Source organism: Curtobacterium poinsettiae, from assembly GCF_047226435.1.
Taxonomy (GTDB): Bacteria; Actinomycetota; Actinomycetes; order Actinomycetales; family Microbacteriaceae; genus Curtobacterium; species Curtobacterium poinsettiae.
In genome coordinates this window covers 3,523,405-3,539,607 of record NZ_CP178434.1, presented here as the reverse complement: position 1 = coordinate 3,539,607, position 16,203 = coordinate 3,523,405, and the positions used below count along the sequence as shown (strand labels likewise).

14 protein-coding genes are annotated in these 16,203 nt (G+C 62.7%); 10 read left to right on the top strand and 4 right to left on the bottom strand.

The annotated features are described in order from the left end of the window. Positions 1-13: 13 nt before the first annotated feature. Positions 14-418, top strand: coding sequence for a hypothetical protein (locus ACL00U_RS16780; RefSeq protein WP_412873665.1), 405 nt, complete (start codon positions 14-16; stop codon positions 416-418). A gap of 127 nt (positions 419-545) precedes the next feature. Here ACL00U_RS16780 and ACL00U_RS16775 read toward each other — a convergent pair whose 3' ends face one another. Then, complete coding sequence (locus tag ACL00U_RS16775; protein WP_412873664.1) at positions 546-1,289, bottom strand: hypothetical protein; 744 nt, start codon at positions 1,287-1,289, stop codon at positions 546-548. Between the two features lie 118 nt (positions 1,290-1,407). After that, entirely contained in the window at positions 1,408-1,995 is a 588-nt protein-coding gene (locus tag ACL00U_RS16770) for a hypothetical protein (protein ID WP_412873663.1), read from the bottom strand. A 299-nt stretch (positions 1,996-2,294) separates the two neighbouring features. Between ACL00U_RS16770 and ACL00U_RS16765 the strand changes: the two genes are divergently transcribed. The 9 genes from ACL00U_RS16765 (at position 2,295) to ACL00U_RS16725 (ending at position 13,584) form a co-directional block, all read left to right on the top strand. Next, positions 2,295-2,561: a helix-turn-helix domain-containing protein gene (locus tag ACL00U_RS16765; protein ID WP_412873662.1), complete on the top strand. Its 267-nt coding sequence runs from the start codon at positions 2,295-2,297 to the stop codon at positions 2,559-2,561. A gap of 302 nt (positions 2,562-2,863) precedes the next feature. Then, positions 2,864-3,610, top strand: a complete 747-nt coding sequence (locus ACL00U_RS16760) for a hypothetical protein (RefSeq protein ID WP_412873661.1) — start codon at positions 2,864-2,866, stop codon at positions 3,608-3,610. Between the two features lie 52 nt (positions 3,611-3,662). Beyond that, positions 3,663-5,669 carry a hypothetical protein gene (locus tag ACL00U_RS16755; RefSeq protein WP_412873660.1) on the top strand — a complete coding sequence of 669 codons (2,007 nt, stop codon included), beginning with the start codon at positions 3,663-3,665 and terminating at the stop codon, positions 5,667-5,669. Beyond that, the gene (locus tag ACL00U_RS16750; protein WP_412873659.1) at positions 5,669-6,826 is read left to right on the top strand and encodes a hypothetical protein; all 1,158 of its coding nucleotides are present in this window, start codon (positions 5,669-5,671) and stop codon (positions 6,824-6,826) included. Before ACL00U_RS16755 ends, ACL00U_RS16750 begins: the two co-directional genes overlap by 1 nt. Next, the gene (locus tag ACL00U_RS16745; protein ID WP_412873658.1) at positions 6,775-8,892 is read left to right on the top strand and encodes a TniQ family protein; all 2,118 of its coding nucleotides are present in this window, start codon (positions 6,775-6,777) and stop codon (positions 8,890-8,892) included. The genes ACL00U_RS16750 and ACL00U_RS16745 overlap by 52 nt, the downstream gene beginning before the upstream one ends. A 108-nt stretch (positions 8,893-9,000) precedes the next feature. Next, positions 9,001-10,521, top strand: a complete 1,521-nt coding sequence (locus ACL00U_RS16740) for a GNAT family N-acetyltransferase (RefSeq protein WP_412873657.1) — start codon at positions 9,001-9,003, stop codon at positions 10,519-10,521. Further along, a complete protein-coding gene (locus ACL00U_RS16735; RefSeq protein WP_412873656.1) occupies positions 10,494-10,928 on the top strand; it encodes a hypothetical protein in 435 nt (144 codons plus the stop codon). Before ACL00U_RS16740 ends, ACL00U_RS16735 begins: the two co-directional genes overlap by 28 nt. Before the next feature lie 1,049 nt (positions 10,929-11,977). After that, positions 11,978-12,973 (top strand): hypothetical protein, encoded by a 996-nt coding sequence (locus tag ACL00U_RS16730; protein ID WP_412873655.1) that lies wholly within the window; start codon positions 11,978-11,980, stop codon positions 12,971-12,973. A 176-nt stretch (positions 12,974-13,149) separates the two neighbouring features. Continuing rightward, a complete protein-coding gene (locus ACL00U_RS16725) occupies positions 13,150-13,584 on the top strand; it encodes a hypothetical protein (protein WP_412873654.1) in 435 nt (144 codons plus the stop codon). Positions 13,585-13,659: 75 nt separating this feature from the next. Here the strand turns inward: ACL00U_RS16725 and ACL00U_RS16720 are convergent, their stop codons facing one another. Together ACL00U_RS16720 and ACL00U_RS16715 are read right to left on the bottom strand one after the other, a co-directional pair. Then, on the bottom strand, positions 13,660-14,598 hold the full coding sequence (locus ACL00U_RS16720) for a DUF6602 domain-containing protein (protein ID WP_412873653.1): 939 nt from the start codon (positions 14,596-14,598) through the stop codon (positions 13,660-13,662). Positions 14,599-14,746: 148 nt separating this feature from the next. Beyond that, positions 14,747-16,087 carry a hypothetical protein gene (locus ACL00U_RS16715; protein ID WP_412873652.1) on the bottom strand — a complete coding sequence of 447 codons (1,341 nt, stop codon included), beginning with the start codon at positions 16,085-16,087 and terminating at the stop codon, positions 14,747-14,749. Positions 16,088-16,203: the final 116 nt, after the last annotated feature.

Sequence of the window (16,203 nt, the reverse complement as noted above, 5' to 3'; positions counted from 1 at the left end):
GAGGGTGAAGGTTGTGGCGGACGAGCAGGAGCGGGAGGCGTTCGAGGACGCGCGAGCCCAGATTAGCTGGATGGCGGAGCAGCAGAATCAGCAGCCGAAGGTCGTCACGGAGGTGAAGGACCGGGACCTCATCACGTTGATGGACCGGTTCGCGGGGTCGCTCGAGTTCCACTCGATGCTGGTCGCGTCTCAGCTGATTGCAGAGGTGAGCCGTCGGCAGCTGTGGGAAGCCGTCGTGGAGCGTGGAACTGCCAGGCTCGCCCGCATGCACCCTGACGAGGACACGTCGACGCTGCGAGAACAGGCGCGGTCGTCCATTGATCACTTCCGCAACGAGCACTTCCCGGTCGATCCCGACATCTTCGATGAGGACGGGGCTAAGGCGGAGCAGGGCTGGAACGGGTATATCCAGTTCTGACCTCGGCGATCGCAAGGTCCCGCCGCTACCACTAGCGTTTCGCCTCAGGAGCGCGACCTGACTAGATTCGTCCCTTCTGTCCGTGAGGAGTAAGGCCGATCGGCCGAGAGACCCTTCGGCGCGGGAGCTATCTCAAGCGTCGGGTTTCGAGTAGTTCCAGCAACGGCTGCACGCGGCGGCCGGCGGTGAGCCACTCGATCGGCGTCGTGGGTTCATCGTGGATGCGCGTGTACGGGTGTGGTGTGGTCATGAAGCCGAGGATCGACGTCGGGTGCATGTCGTCGTCGAAGGCTCCGACCAACGTCGATAGGTGGTCCAGCACCGGGTGGTTCGGGTCGACGGTGAACTGCCATGCCGGGAACCGAAGCTCGTCGTCGCATACGAACGCGAACAGGTCGCCGAACGCGAGGTTGGTGAGGACCCGTGCCGTGCCGTCATTCAGCCAGTCGGCCGCCTCCTCCAAAGTGAGGGTGGCGCTCATCGAGCCCTGCCAAGAGCGGCGTTCGGCTGCGTCGAGCTCTCCTCGCGCGACGGCAGCCTTTGCTGCTTCGTACCGCTCCCGGGTACCGAACGCGGACTCGATGAGGGCGTCTTCCTCGTCTGGTGTGAGATCTCGGCCGGTTCGAGGACGCGGCGGATTGTGGCGCGGCCCGAAATCTCGACCGCCGGCGTGAACACCGATCAGTCGCGTAAAGGCGCCGTCTTGCCGCGGCGGGTCAAGAACGCGGTCCCGGGTGACCAGGACAGCGTCGTTAGCATCCGCGAAGTCCATGGTGGCGGTGTTGCGGACGCTGTCGGGCAGGTCTTCACCTGTCAGGGAGGCGAGAGCAACACGTGCGCGTGCGCGTGCGATCTGTACCCGTGACGTCATCAGGCACTCCCCTCTTGTCTGACTTCTAGGTCCCCCGCAGACATCGCCTGGAGGGATGGGCGGGTGGAGGGCGATTGCGAGACGCGAAATGGCGGACACCTGTGCATCCGAGGGGTTCCTAACTCCAGCTCGCGGCTTCGAGATGGTCGAGGACGACCTGGACATCGCCGCCGATCGTCAACCACTCGACGGGCGTGAAGGACTCATCGGTCCCCTCGATCTCGAGGTCCGCGTGGTACATGTAGCCGAGGATCGTGGACGGGTGCTTTTGCTCGCCCCACGCCGGCGTGAGTCGTGCGAGGCCGGGGAGGACCGGTGTCGCTGGGTCATCGGTGAACTGCCACGCCGGGTAACGCAACTGACCGTGGCAGACGAAGGCGGTCACTTCTCCCGCGACGAGGAGCGCATGTAGTTCCGCGTCGCTGATGCCCAACCAGTCCGCGGTCTCCTCGGCTGACAGTGAGGCGATGAGGCCCTCTAGCTCGGTGCGACGCTCGATCTCGTCGAGCTCGCCGCGAGCGACTTCTCCCTTCGATTCGTCGTACTGCTCGCGGGTGAAGCTGCCGGAGCGGATGAGGAACTCCTCCTCATCGGGCGTCGCTTGGCGTCCTTGTCCCTTTGCCGGCGGCTCATCTGCCGTACCGAAGTCGCGGCCATGTGCGAGAACCCCAGCAAGCGAGGCGAACGTCGGTTCTGGTTCGTCCATGTCGGCTACATCCCACGATTCGTCGATTTGGCTCGTAAACGAGGGAGAATGGTGGCGCTGGCCTGGCGGGAAGTCGGGCCGGGAGGGCGACGGGACCCGGGAGCTACCATGGCTTGTAGGCAGGACTCACAGGGGTCGTCATTGACCCCGTGGCACGCGACCGCCAAATCGCGTGAAGTGCCCACAAGAACCCAGATTCCTATGTCCGATCCGAGCGAGATTCGCGTCGGATCCTTCCACGTGCCCGCGGGGCGCGCAACTACCGTTCCGACGCTCGAACTGAACGTTGGAGCGCAACCGTGAGCACATCGACCCCGGGTCGCCGGATCGGCCGTCCCCCGAAGGTTGTGAAGGATCAGGCAAGGGCCGACGCCCTGCTTGACGCGATGCGAACCGCGGAGCGCGTTCTCCGTGAGACGACTGAGGAGCGCGTCCGGCTGGCGCTGGAGGCGTACGAGGAAGGTCTCACGTTGGACGCCATCGGGGAAGCACTTGGCGTGAGTGACCGGGCCGTCGGGAAGTGGATCCGGGCTGCCAAGGAGCAGACGACCTCGCACCGGCGGTAACCTCCTGCCACTTGTTTTCCGAACTCTGTTCGGGTTAGTTTGCCGTTGTGACCCCCTCGTTGTCCAGTACCGTTCCGCCTCTCTGGGCCGGTGATCGCGGCCCGGAGCTGGTCGAACTGACCGCGCAACAGGATCGGGTTGGCGTTGACGACCCTGCCACGCGCAACGTTGACCCGCTCGGTCTCTTCACCGCGTGGTTCGGGCCTGGCGATCGACGCTTGAAGCCCGTCCATCAGCCATCGTCGGCGCGCTTCCACCCAAAGCGCGTACGGGTCTTCAGACCCTCATCGGGTCCGCGCCGCTTGGCGATCGACACGCGCCACTTCGCCGATCAGATTCGCATCGCTTATACCCTGGACGGCGAGACGACCTCGGTGAGCAGGCTCGAGCAGTTCGACTTCGAGCTGCTGCCGCGGCTGCTGTCGATGCGGGAGTTCGCCCGGCGCCTGAGTCAACAGAACAAACCTGTGGCGACCTGGATGCATACGGTCGGCCATCACGTCGGGGCTGAATCCCATCACGAGCGGTCGCTCATGACGATTGCTGACTTCCATCCAGCGGTGCACTTCATCTCGGGCCAGCCGTTCACGATGCTTTGGCCAGCGGGCGCGCCGCTGAAGACACACACGCCCGACGTCATGACCTTGGGGCCGTCGAACGCAGCGTTGATCATCGACGTGCGGACGCCAGAGGAAGCTGCGGCCGACGACTGGGTGCGAAAGGTTCCAGCAATCGCGGAAGCAGCACGCTCGATTGGGATGGGGTACGCCATCTGGACAGGCATGTCGCGACCATTCCGATGCAACCTCGAGAACCTGTCGGAGGCGTTCGTCCCCGCGATCAGCTACGGCCGCTGGTCGCAGGTGGCGCTCGACCTGTGTGACGAAGCAATGCCCGCAACAGAGCTCGCTGACCGCTTAGACGCGAGCGGCTACCAGCGGCTCTGGTCACTGACCCTGATCCGGAGGATGCTCTGGCGACGGGCACTCCTCACAGACATGTTCTCCCCTTACAGTCAGCAGTCCCGTGTGTGGCGGAACGATGACTGACCGCGCCTGGCGGCAGGAAATCGCGCCGAACGTACCCGTGACCATCGACGGGGTGTCCCACATCATCGACACCGTAAACGAAGCCTGGGTGACGCTCCGTGACACAGCCGGCCGCGCGAGCTCGATGCCGATCCGTCGACTCGCACGCCTCATTGCACGGGACGACGCGCCTCCGCCACTGAGCGACAAGCTCGACTCACTGGAGCAGCGTGCATCGCCCACTCAGGCGGCGAAAGTCGCCGAACGGAAAGCGATCATTCGCTGGTTCGAAACGGGTCTCCGTCCCGAGCAGTCGGATGGGGACCAACCGGATTCGAGACACGACCCAGCGCGGATCACGGGACGGGTGCCCCGCATCACTGCGATGGCGCTCGTACTTGCCAAGCGGCGCGGGACGCAGGTCGAGAGCGCGAAGAAGTACATCCGCACGATGCTCGACAAGGCGACGACCGGGGAATCGGGGCTGTACGACACCCGAATGTTGACCGACGATCTGGGCACGCTGCCGCAGCGCATCGAGCCGTCTGTGCGGCGGTTTCTCAAGGACTCGACATTCCAATCGACCGTGACGGACCAGGCGATGTTCGAGGCCTACTGCGGATGGGCGCGACGCGGGTCTGACGAGATTGTGCCGACGCAACGGACGTTCGAGCGCGCCCTCACGATCGTTTACGCCCGTTACCCACACCTGCGGCGCAACGCGAAGAGCAAAGCATCCACCGCCGAGGGGCCGAAGGTGTCCCTGCAGCGACGCGATCCCGGGCGGGTTGGTGAGCTCTGGCTCATCGATGCAACCCCTGCCAACGTGATGGTCCGCGACCCGTACGCTGCTCCGGGCCTGCACCGCGAAGTGCGTCTTGATCACACGAAGATCATGGACGCCTGCTCCCGGTACATCGTCGGCAGGTCCATCGCCGAGGAAGTGACCGGGTACGCCGCCGGCCTCGCCATCGCGGACGCATTCCACCGGATGACCGATGAACACGACGCGATCGTGTTCGAAGGGCGCACCTACCCCCGGCCGTTCGTCGGACTGCCACGCGTCATCTCCCGGATGCCGGTCTGGCCGCGCCGATTGCTCATGGACAACGGTCGGGAATTCCTGAACAAGCACGGCATGCTCACCCTTCACCGCCTCGGTATCGACGTCGAACCCGCGCGCGTGAAGGACGGCCGTGGGAAGGGCCGCGTGGAGCGCCACTTCGGCTCCCAGAAGACCGGTTACGAGCAGCAGCAGCGCAACTACATCGGATCGGCAGTCAGCGAGCGTGGCCGCGACGCGACGAAGGAACTAATTCTCACCTGGCGGGAACTCGTTGATCGTGACCAGCAGTGGACCGATCTACACAATGTCGAGGAGCACGAGGGTCTGTACGCCGACACGCACCGCTGGCTCAGCCCAACGGATCGGTGGATTGAACTCGCCGAGGAACACGGTGTGACCGAGATGCCCGCGTGGCGGAACGAGTGGATCCGGTTCCTGCCGAACCAGGTGCTCCGGCTCACTCGGTACGGCGTGACTCGTAGGAGCCTCGTCTACAACGCGCCCATCATTCGGTTCCTGATCGAGGTCGACGGGGCTGCCCCGAGCGGCAAAGCTCGCATCTTTTGGAATCCTGCAGACCTACGGCAGGTGTACTGCTTCGACCCAGAGGGCAACGCCTACGTGGTCCCGTGGGTGCACCGCACCGAGGACACGATCCCCTTCGGGGACCTCGACCTTGATTGGGCCAACGCCCGGCTTGAAGGCGGCGCCTATTCCAAGAAGCAAGCACAGTCGCTTCGGATCGACATGATCACGCAGTGGCAAGCAGAGGACAAGATCCTCCTCGCCAACCTGCACGGCAAGAGGAACGCGGAAGAGATTCTCGTCTCCCAGCTGGCCGCGATCCAGCGGGGCGACGTCGGTACGATCGTCGGCGCTGAGCAATTCCTCGGCGCGGAGTTCGTCGACGACGTGCTCGCTGCTGAAGAAGAGCTCGTTCTTGACGATGCTGGCCTTGAGCTCTTGCCCAACGTCGACGCGGTTGACGTCGACCTGTTCGACCGGTTCGGCTAATGGGCGGACTCGATGGACGGATCCGCACCTACTTCGGATCCGACGAGCACCCGTCATCAAGCTGGATGCAGTTGCACGCGGTCGATCAACGATGGATCAGTCGAATCGCGCTCGCAGGCGGCGACGATCCTGGTGTGCTGTCGTACGACGCGCTCCGGAAGCTTGGAGGCGACGACCGGCGTCGCCGTTTGCGCGCGCTGGAGGATTGGTACAAGGCGTGGCCCTACGTCCGAACCGAGCAAGTGCGGGCAGTTGAGGACCATCTTGCGCAGCTGCCGGAACCGCAGCCCGGCGACGACAACAATCTCCTCGACGTTCCTGTCATCACCGGGCCACCCGGCGTGGGCAAGACAGCGATCCTGAAACGGGCCGCAGTCCGCGCACTCTGCACTGCCGCTTGGGACCGCCGTCTGGAGGGAACCGCCGAGCAGACGGGCGACGGGTCCGTTCATCCCGACTGGCGTCCGGTGATTTTCCACTCCATCGACGGTAATCCACGCGTCAACGCGTTCTTCTCACACCTGTGCGACGAACTCTCCGTCCCAGCGACGAAAGATCCCCAGATGGCCTTCCAGAAGGGGGCCCTCCGGCATGGCGTGCAGTACGTCTTCATCGACGAGGTGCAGATGATCAACTTCGATGGCCAGTACGGCATGTACCTGCACAACGCGATCAAAGCCCTGCAGAACTTGAATCTCCGGGTCGTGCTCGCCGGGCACAACATGCGCGACCTGCTCGTCGAGCAGAGAACCGTCGCGCAGAACGCCACACAGACCCAAACGATCGCCCGATGGGCTTTCCAGGACCTCACCCGGTACCCCCACGAAACGAAGGCGGACATCACGCAGTGGCGCACACTCCTGCGGGGACTTGACGCACACATCCGACTCGCAGGGCACGAACCTGGCGAACCTGTCTTCAGCGATCAGTTCGAAGAACACCTCTGGGTCTCGACCCTCGGTTACGTGAACGCTGTCGCCGCCCTCGTCACCGGCGCATGCCTTGCCGCTACCCGCACTCCGGGTCAACGCATCACAGCAGAGATCATCGATGCGGTGCGACTCAACGAGCGCGTAGCCCGGGGCCGCGAGCCGAGACTCAAGGGATGGCGTTCCGGAAAGTTTCGTTGGTCTGCGAACGCGCTAGCCGCGTCATGATTAGGCGACTCGACTACATCGACCTGACCGCCGTTCGACGAATCGGCGCGACCATCGACTTCACGCGCCGCGAATGGCTGCCTTCGATGTTCCGACGCGTTGGGCACCACCTCGACTCGTCCGCCGCGGACATCGTCACGTGGTGCGGCCTCAACGCCGCCCCGAGCGGGGATCGGCAGAAGATCGGCAATCTCCTCACTGACGAGATCGCCAGCGCGATCCAGATCGGCCTCGGCGTCGACGCCGACACGCTGTCAACAATGGTTATGGGGCACCTCCCCGAAGAGCTCGAAGCCTTCCGCGTCAATGGCACCTTCGCCCAGTCCAAGAACTGGACACGTGGCGGCGGCACCCGCTACTGCCCAACATGCCTCCTCGAACGGCCCGGCGTGTTTTACACAGAGTGGCGCCTGTGGTGGTGCTTCATCTGCGAGCGACACAACACGGTCCTGCATGAGTCGTGTTCCGCCTGCCAGCAGCCGATCGTCGAAGCGTCCCCTCGCGAAGTCGAGTCGCGCGACCCATCCCTGTGCTGGGCGCTGTTAAGCGAGGGCGACTACTGCCGCCATCCCCTCGCGCAGACATGGCAAGAGGAGCCGCTTGCAGGAAACTCACCCATGCTCCTCGCGCAACGCGCGATCTCGCATCATTGGCGTCCCGAGGACTCCGACAGCCCCGACATCCCGGCCGCGACCTTCCGAGGCACCGCGATAGCACTCCTCTCGGCGGGGCACCACGACACCATCGCTCAGCTCTCCGGCGTCGACGAATCCGAACTTCGAGGGCTGTTTGATCACAGCGTTCGCATCGGCACCTCCCCACCGAAGGAACCCCTCGCCATGGCGGCGCTCCTCGGAGCCGCCTACCTACTCATCATGGGTGACGAGCGAACCCTGGCAGCAGCGATCAGGCGCCTCACCTACGACCGGGCAGCTCGCACCGACAAAGAAGCGCCCGCACCGTGGAGCGCCCGCAACTTCCTCGACGCCTGGCCAGGAATCGACTCGCTGATGCGCGGCCGAGTCATCCGAAGCCTCGACAACGACCTCAGCCCCATCCAGCGGCTCGTACACGGATCGGCCGCCTCAGCAGCCGCATGGGAAGGCTTCGAACTCATCCGCCGAGCGGGATGGGAAGCGCCCGACGCGCACCCCGAATCGTTCAGCGCCCTGATGAACGCTGCCGACTCACCCACCAGCGTCACCTGGGCCGCGTCCGCCGTACCGCCGCTGCTCTGGCCATCATGGGCGACACCACTCGGCATCAACTCCAGAACAGACGGCAGCACGCTGCAACACGCACTCGCTGATGCGCTTCGCATCGCCGGGACCGGCGCTCTACCGGACTACGACGCAATCGCTGGCATCGGGCGGAAGCTGCGCCCGACCATGCTCGGCACACCCCAGCAGACCACCTCGGTACTGCGCCAACTCACCGAACTTGCCCTCACCCTCAGGGCCGCACCGGGACCCATCGATTACCTCCAACGCCGGCAGCTGGACACGTCGCGGCTCCTCGAGGAGAAACACTGGCAGGTCATTTGCGAGTCATCAGGACGTGACGCAGGCCGATCCCGGCGCCACCTCAATGCGCAGCGATACGCGTACATGCGCATCACCGCCACAGCGCCATCGGCATTGCCTGCCCGACTACGGTTCCGGGGCCACGTCCCCGATGCAGCGGACTACACCGAGTTCCTCCTGCAGATGACCGCGGAACTCAAGGCGTCGATCGACGAGTACCTCAGTGCCTGGCTCACCCTCATCGCACCACCCCACCCGTCGATGCCGCCCAATTCGCCGCTGGTCACCTGGGACCCGCCACGCTTCGCGCATCCCGACGCCAACCTCGGCCATGAACTCGGCGACATCGACCTCGAGCTGCTTCACGATCGCCTCAGGCTGAACGCGCCATCACTGAAGGCCCTCGCCGCCGAGCTCAGTCGGCCAGTGCGACACGTGCGGTGGGCTGTCGCGGCCTTCCCACCACCGACAGGAAATCGTTGCGCGCCGATCGACTGGCTTGAACACCTTCCGGCAGAGCAGTCCTCGCCTCGCTTGCCCTGACGCGAGTCCGAACGCACGATCGAGAAGCACTCCGACACCCGCGCGGGTTTCACAAGGAAGGCTCGCTTTCGGCTAGCTTCAGATCGACCTCACGAATGGGCTTCGATCATGGCCGCGCCGCCGCTCCTCACCTTCCTGCTCGACACCAACGCGGTTATCGCGCTGGAACCGTACGCAGGCTCCGACGATGAGCAGAGCCCTGCCCTGGCGGACCTGCTCCGCCTCGCCCGCGAACACAATCACCACGTCGTCGTCCATCCGGCCAACTTCGACGACCTGCGCGAAACTGCGGATGAAGGACACCGTGGCGCGAACCTCCGGGCGCTTCGGAAGTACGAGCTGATCGGTGAACCACCGATAGCTGACGATCTGCGCGATGCGTTCGGCAGCGTCGTCGACGGGTCAAATGACCATCGAGATTTGCGATTGCTTGCGGCCGCCGCTGCGGGCGCGGCAACGCACCTCGTCACGAACGACCGCCGGCTCCTTCGTCGTGCTGCCCGTGTTGGTCTTGAGGAGCAGGTCCTTCGACCCGCAGAGGCGCTGGCTCTACTCCAGACCTTGTACCCGGATGACCCTGCAGCGCCGCCGCAGGTGCACCGCCGGATGGCCGCCGCGCTCAGGCTCGATGAACCGATCTTCGACTCGCTGCGACGCGACTACGCCGAGTTCGATCACTGGATCCGCACGACGGTCGCACCCGACCCGAATCGTCGCGTGTGGGCCGTCGAGGATGCTGACGGCGGCTACCGTGCGATCGCAATTGTCAAGCTTTCCGATGACCACCCGCTCGTACCCGGCCGAAAGCTGATGAAGATCTCGACGTTCAAGGTCGACGAACGAGCTGAGGGCGAGAAGCTCGGCGAGTTGCTCCTGAAAACGGTGCTCGGTTGGGCCGCAACGAAGCGGGTCGAGGCCATGTTCGTCACAGTGATCAAGGACGAGGCAAAGCAACTCCTCATTCGTTTCCTCGAAACGTTCGGGTTCGAGGAGGCTGGTCAGCTACCTGGCACCGAGAACGAGTGGGTGTTCGAGAAGACGCTGCAGCCTGAACCCGAGGCGCCGCTCGACCCTCTCGCGTACCACGTGAAGTACGGGCCACCAGCGGTTGCATCACAGGCCGAAGTGTTCGTCGTGCCGATACAGCCGCACTGGTACGGCGGGCTCTTCCCGGACAGCCCGGCCGAGGAGGCGGACGCAGCCGCTCTGTTCGACGTCACTGAGCTCCTCCCGTTCGGCAACGCACTGCGGAAGGCGTACCTCAGCAACTCCAAGCGTCGAGTACTCCCTCAGGGGGCGGTGCTCCTCTTCTACAAGTCCGCTGGCGACAAGCCGGGCAGCGGGGCAGTGCGCGCGATCGGCGTCGTCGAACGCACCTTGCGCAGCTCGGTTCCCTCCGAGGTCCTTGCGTTCGTCGGGCGACGTACCGTGTACAGCGCAGAAGAAGTCGCCGGCATGTGTCAAAGTGGCGTGATCGCCGTTCTGTTCCGCCAGGACCGCTTCCTTGAGGGGCCGTGGAGTCTCGACGAACTCATCGAGATGCGAGTGCTCAACGGGGCCCCTCAGGCGATCACGCGAGCAGCATCGGACGAAGGGCGCGCATGGGTACTGCAGCAACTGAGCGCGTAGCGGTCATGGCGATTCACCCCCGCTATGCGGACGCGATCCTCAGCGGCGAGAAGCTTGTCGAGTTCCGGAAGCGAAAGCTTGCCGATGACATCACGACGGTGCTCATCTATGCAACGGCTCCGGTTCAGAGGGTTGTCGGCGAGTTCAGCATCAAAGAGACGGTGATCGATAAGCCCGCGTCCATCTGGGCCACCTTCGGTGGGGTGGGAATAATCGACGAATCTAATTTCGATGACTACTACGCGTCGTCGACTCAGGCCGTCGCCTTGGTTGTTGATCAGGCATACCGCTATGCCCGACCTCAAACGCTAGACGAGCTAGAGGCCAGCTCGATCCCGCAGAGCTTCTACTACGTGCACCGGAGTCGAAGAGTCGACCGTAAGCGATTGATGCCGGCGGTGGCGTAGGTGTGAGTGCTTCGGGACGTGTGACGAGCCGGCAGCGAGTCGAATGACGGAAGCCTGGCGTTGAAGCCCTAATGCTCGCCGTCGTCCTCCACTGATATGTCCGCGACGCACTCGAGCCAATGCCAGCGGCGGCCTTCGGTAATGACGGCCTTCCGCCCCGCGAGCGTGCACGCCACCCACACGCGGTCGACGCTCGAAGGTAGCTTCGGGGCCCGTTCCGGAGGAAGCGCGGGATCCGCGCGACATCCGGACCAGTGAGAAGTCCCGTGACAGTCAGATCGCTGGCGAGCGTTGCCCACATGAACACATCTCCGTGTCCGCCGACAAACGAGCGAATCTTCTTTGGAACCTTGTCGTCGCGCTCGAGAACCTCGAGAACCCAGCTGTTGAGCCGATCCGGCTCGTCAGCCCCGCTCCATCCTGAGCTCGCGGCTAGCGATCTGCCTTGACCAGCACTCGACGAGGAGCTCCCGATAACCCTTCGGCTGCTGGTTCACGCCGTTTTTCGCCTGCGGCCGATGACAAGGAAGTGAGACGCCGCACGCTCCCTAATTTGCCTTACGCGCCCTGCCTGCGGCTCAACACTGAAGACTTAGTTGGACCGATCACGGTCTCCGATGCAGGAGAACTTCCTGCTTGCTCATACAAGTCGTTTGGCCGTTGAATCAGGACGAGAGCAGCAGCCCAGCTGCCACCGACACGCCAAGCGCCCACGCGGTCTCTAAGGTGTTACTGAGAATCTTATGCGAAAGGTTTTTGTTCATAGGTGCCTCCTTCAGGCTATCATTTCGATGGGCTTCTGACTTGTCTTTCAGAGAGGTAATCAGACTTACAAACCGCATTGCAATGAGAGCCGCGAAAACACCAAGCGCACCAGCGACGAGGGGAATCGAACCCCAAACCCCTGCCCCTGACCTGATCCAACGGACTGGTCAGAAAGTAGCACATGAGGGGGCGAGTCGCGACCGGCATCGAGTCATCGCGGACGCCAAGGCGGAATCGCGCCCCTTCCACCGCCCGTTCAAGCGTCTAAGTCTTATGCTTGTGGGGTGACATCTCCGGAAGAAGCGCATCCGAAACTGACCGCTGCCGACGACCCGAAGAAGGCGTCTGCGCAACTACTGCTAGAAGGGGCCAAGCGGTGGATGCGAGATGCGCTCGAAGCATGGTCGAACGACGACCTCGAGCAGGTGGCGATGATAGCGCCGCTGAGCCTCGAACTACTTGGCAAGGCGACACTATGGGATATCAATCCTGTCCTGGTTATGCCGTCAGCGCCTTCGGAGGAACAAATACTTCGATCGGTGTCCCGCCCAGATCTCCGAGATCCGAGCGCTCGCACAGTCGGCCTCGGGGGAGTTTTGAACCGGCTGGCGTCGCTCATACCCAACTGGCCGATACCAAAGTCGCGCCAATCTTTGATTGCTGACGTACGCAACGGCGCAGCACACGTGGGGATTACCGACAGAGTGGAAAGTGTTCTGCAGGATTGCCTCCTTGCCACTACGGTACTACTGCCCCAGCTGGGGATGACCAAGGAACAGCATTTTGGAACGTACGTAGGTCTCGTAGATGCCCTCATGAATAAGCGTCGTGAGACGGTCGAGGGACGCGTCAGACTCCGCCGAGAACAGGCGCTCGCTCAGCTCGCAGCGCTGGAGGCCCGGCTAGGGCCGACAGGTTACGAGGGCGCTTTGGTGAGCAAGGAGTCGGCCCGACGATTGCTAGACCCGTCGGATGGACGCATCGGGGTGGATTCGCAATGTCCAGCCTGCGACTACATCGGACGCCTTCAAGGGGAGGCTGCTATCGAGGTCGAAGTCGACGTCGATGTGGAACGGGATATGGACGGCTGGATGCCCGTTTATCAGGCATTTCCTGTGGTTTGGTTCCATCCCGATGAGTTTGCCTGCGCTGTCTGTAATTTCCGGGTAGCGGATCAAGAGGAACTCGCCGAGGCTGGCCTACCTGGTGAGCGATACGTGTTGGAATCTGGAGACTACGACGAGGCCCTGATTGAGAATTGGCAGGACCAAGACTACTGATGCCGCGTCTATCCGCAGTGCTATGACCCGGTGCGTTCCGCTCGCGCTCCTCCGAAACGGTGATGACAGCGGCTAACTCGGCTGATCGTCGTGTGACCCGTGAATCGCCGGATGTGCGGGCGGGTTGAGATCTGGGCCGAGTGCGACGAGGACTGATCTTCGATCAGCGGGCGCAGATGCAAGTGTTCCAGGGCGGTGAGTACGCCGAGCTCTACCGCGCATTGCTGAGTATGAAGGTCGAGCATGCGCTGGCAATAGCAGATTCGGCTTCGCCTGAGCCGGATGACCGACACCGCGTGTTCGTCACCGTTGGCGGCGGTGGCAGCGCATCCGGAAGTAACGAGGCTGTCGAGCTATTGAGCGATGCGCTTGCAGCGACGACCGACAATGCAGCAAAGCTGACCGAGTCAGGCGCGCTGCAGCGACACCTGTTCGTCTGGATCGACGGTGCGACCCCGTTCGCCATTGAGCGAGCGCTCAGTCGTCAGCCGCCTTCCTCGGACGATGACGGTGACAACGGGTTCGGGGTGCCGACCCAGCCGCCGACGCTGGATCCGGCCTTCACCCACTTGTGGGTCTTGCACGAAGGATCAGGCCGCGGCTGGCTCTAAGATGGCCGGGACTGGCGGTCTCTTGAAGACGACTCGTCGTTCGGTGGTGATCTCTGAGCGCAGGCTCAATTGAGCTCAGAAGAGCAAAGGGTTCCCGTAGTCATTGAGCAGCATGCTTCCCTGCTCCAGCATCCTCGCCGGATAGATCGAACGCGGCCACGGGGTCGCCCTCCCTGACGATGCGTCTGCGCCGAACATCGCCTCCAATGCGCCGAGGGATGAGGCTCCTGGCGGGAGCAGTGTCTGGCTCAGCCACGTGACGAACTGCGCCAAGGGTGCGCCGGGAAGATCCGTCGCCGCACCGTGATAACTGTTGAAAGACGACATCGGCTGCCAGCTAAGTGCCGTACCAGGAACGCCTCCTGGGGCCAGTGACGCGCGTCGTGCGCTGAAGAAGGCGCGATCGGCGATGAGTAGAGCGTCCAGTTCCTCCCGCGGCGCCCGGACCAGCGGCTCCGTCGAGTTGTGGGCAGTCTTCTCGTGGAACTCTTGAATCGCAGCGCGGAAGTCGGTCGCGTTCCGGGCAACTTCGCTACTATGCGCGAGAAGTCCGAACGGGAACGGACCACACAGCGCTTCGCGGACTGACCCTGGTGATGCCCCGGCAACCTCGAGCAGTCGACGCTTCTGCAACAATGCATCGGTCAGATGCTGGGGCCGCAACGTGAGCTTCACAGAGAAGGCGGCCGCTACGCCGCTTGCGAGGACCGACGGGTCCTCCATCAAGTGCCTCGGGTAGTCGGGCTTCAGCACGAGGAGGTCAACCTCGTTCGAGTCACCTCCCGGCCCAACAATGTACTTCCGCGAAACGACGGGCCAGCCTGGTCCCCAGTCGCTCAGCAATCGAATCCAGGTGGCCTCACCTTCATGACCCGATCGCTGAGGGTCGTGCTCGCGCGCGTGCTGACGGGCTTCCTCATAGTCGGCTTGCACCTGGTCCGCGACGCGACGGATCAGACCCTGGAACCTGTTTTCGGTCACGTTCGATGCCCCGTTGTCTTCCTCTGTAATCATGGCTGGCTGAACTCCGGTTGAACATATGCGAACCGCTCTAGCGAGCAAAGCCGGCGAAAATGTCGTGAGAATTGGCGTCCCTAGAGAGGCAGTAGCCGACAGTCTCAGTGAGGGGTCACATGTGTCTCATACCGCTTGTTCTCCCAGGTCAGGATGGGTCAGCTGATTTCATCTTTCTAGGGCTGCGGGGTGCTGGTGTCCGGCCGACCGCGTCGGCGAACACATCGATAGGAGATTCAAGGCCTCCCATCAACTTCTGCATCACCTCAAGCACCCTACTGATGTTTGCGGCTTGAAGCGGTTTCGTGCGTTCGGGGTGAGTCATCGCCAGCGAGTCTGTTATTGTCGGGTCAATAATCGGTAAGTGTGCGACGACGAAGGAGAAGCCGGGAAACTCGAAGCCAACCACGAACCATCCGAGCGCCTCCCGGGGCGGAGCGAAGCGAATCACGCTGAAGCGATAGAATGGCTCGCTTGCCCTCGAGGTCGCTTCGGCCCAAATACGCAGGTGAGGATCGACTCGGCCTGTTGCAATAGTCCGCTGAAGGACCGTCGGAATGGGTAGGTTGGCGGCAGCTCCCAAGGTTGCAGCTGTTTTCGCCATCCACAAGTTCAACAGAGGCAAATTCTCTGATTCGCCCATGGTGTCCTGCTTATACATGTCACTGACCGGCACTTCGAGCTCGTCGCCAAGCTTGCTATTGCATTCGTTGCAAAGCACCTCGGCAACAATTGGCTCCAATTGCAGCGCGTGAGCTAACCAATTGGGGGTGCAATGCTCGCGGTTGACAGTTGTTGACTCACAAACAAGACACGACCTGGGGAACGTCCTCGGCGGGTAATGCACGTGGCGATCAGAATAGAATGTCCACTGTCGATCGCCTACGTCGACCCCGACTCCTGAATACGAACCAGGTGAGCCGAGGTCGGGATAGTTCGCCTCCCATTTTTTCGAGTTTAGGAGTATGTTCGCGGCATTCTTGCTCGTGATAGAACCCGGGTGAAAACCGTGCGCTACCATCGGGTGCAGGTTGTCCAATGCTAGGGTCGCGAGGGCGAAGCTATCTGTATCCTGTCGATCCTGGAGGACAAATCCTACGTTGCCAATCAGTCGAACAAACCAGGCTGTGCGCTTGTCTAGATCGATCTCAAGTTCCGTGCGCGAGTGCTCATCAAGGACTTCGAGTCTGGTCCCACTTAATCTGAGCGTGAAGGTCGGGTCGACGGTCTGAAGCACCGGCATTCTCGCTTGCTCATATGGAATTTGTTCTCGGTGAACTCCCGCTGGCAGGAGGCTGCGCCCGTTGCCAAGCAGGATGACAATCGGCACTAGGCTGACGACGCTTTTGGGAGTGGTGATTACGTCTCGACCGTTACTGTCCAGGGTGCCTAGCAGATTGCTATTTACGTAAGTAACGCCCCATTGTATGTCTGAGACTCCTGTGAATGCCGAGGTTGCCGCGGCGCCGAGTTCCTTGTATTCGATCATGCTTTCCCCCTGTAAAGCTGTGTCCCACGATGTGCGGTGTTGTAGCTCCTGACTAGTAGTCCGCTGGTTCAGCTTAGTAGTAATGTCCGCATGCGTTGCCCCCGGCGTCGATTTTG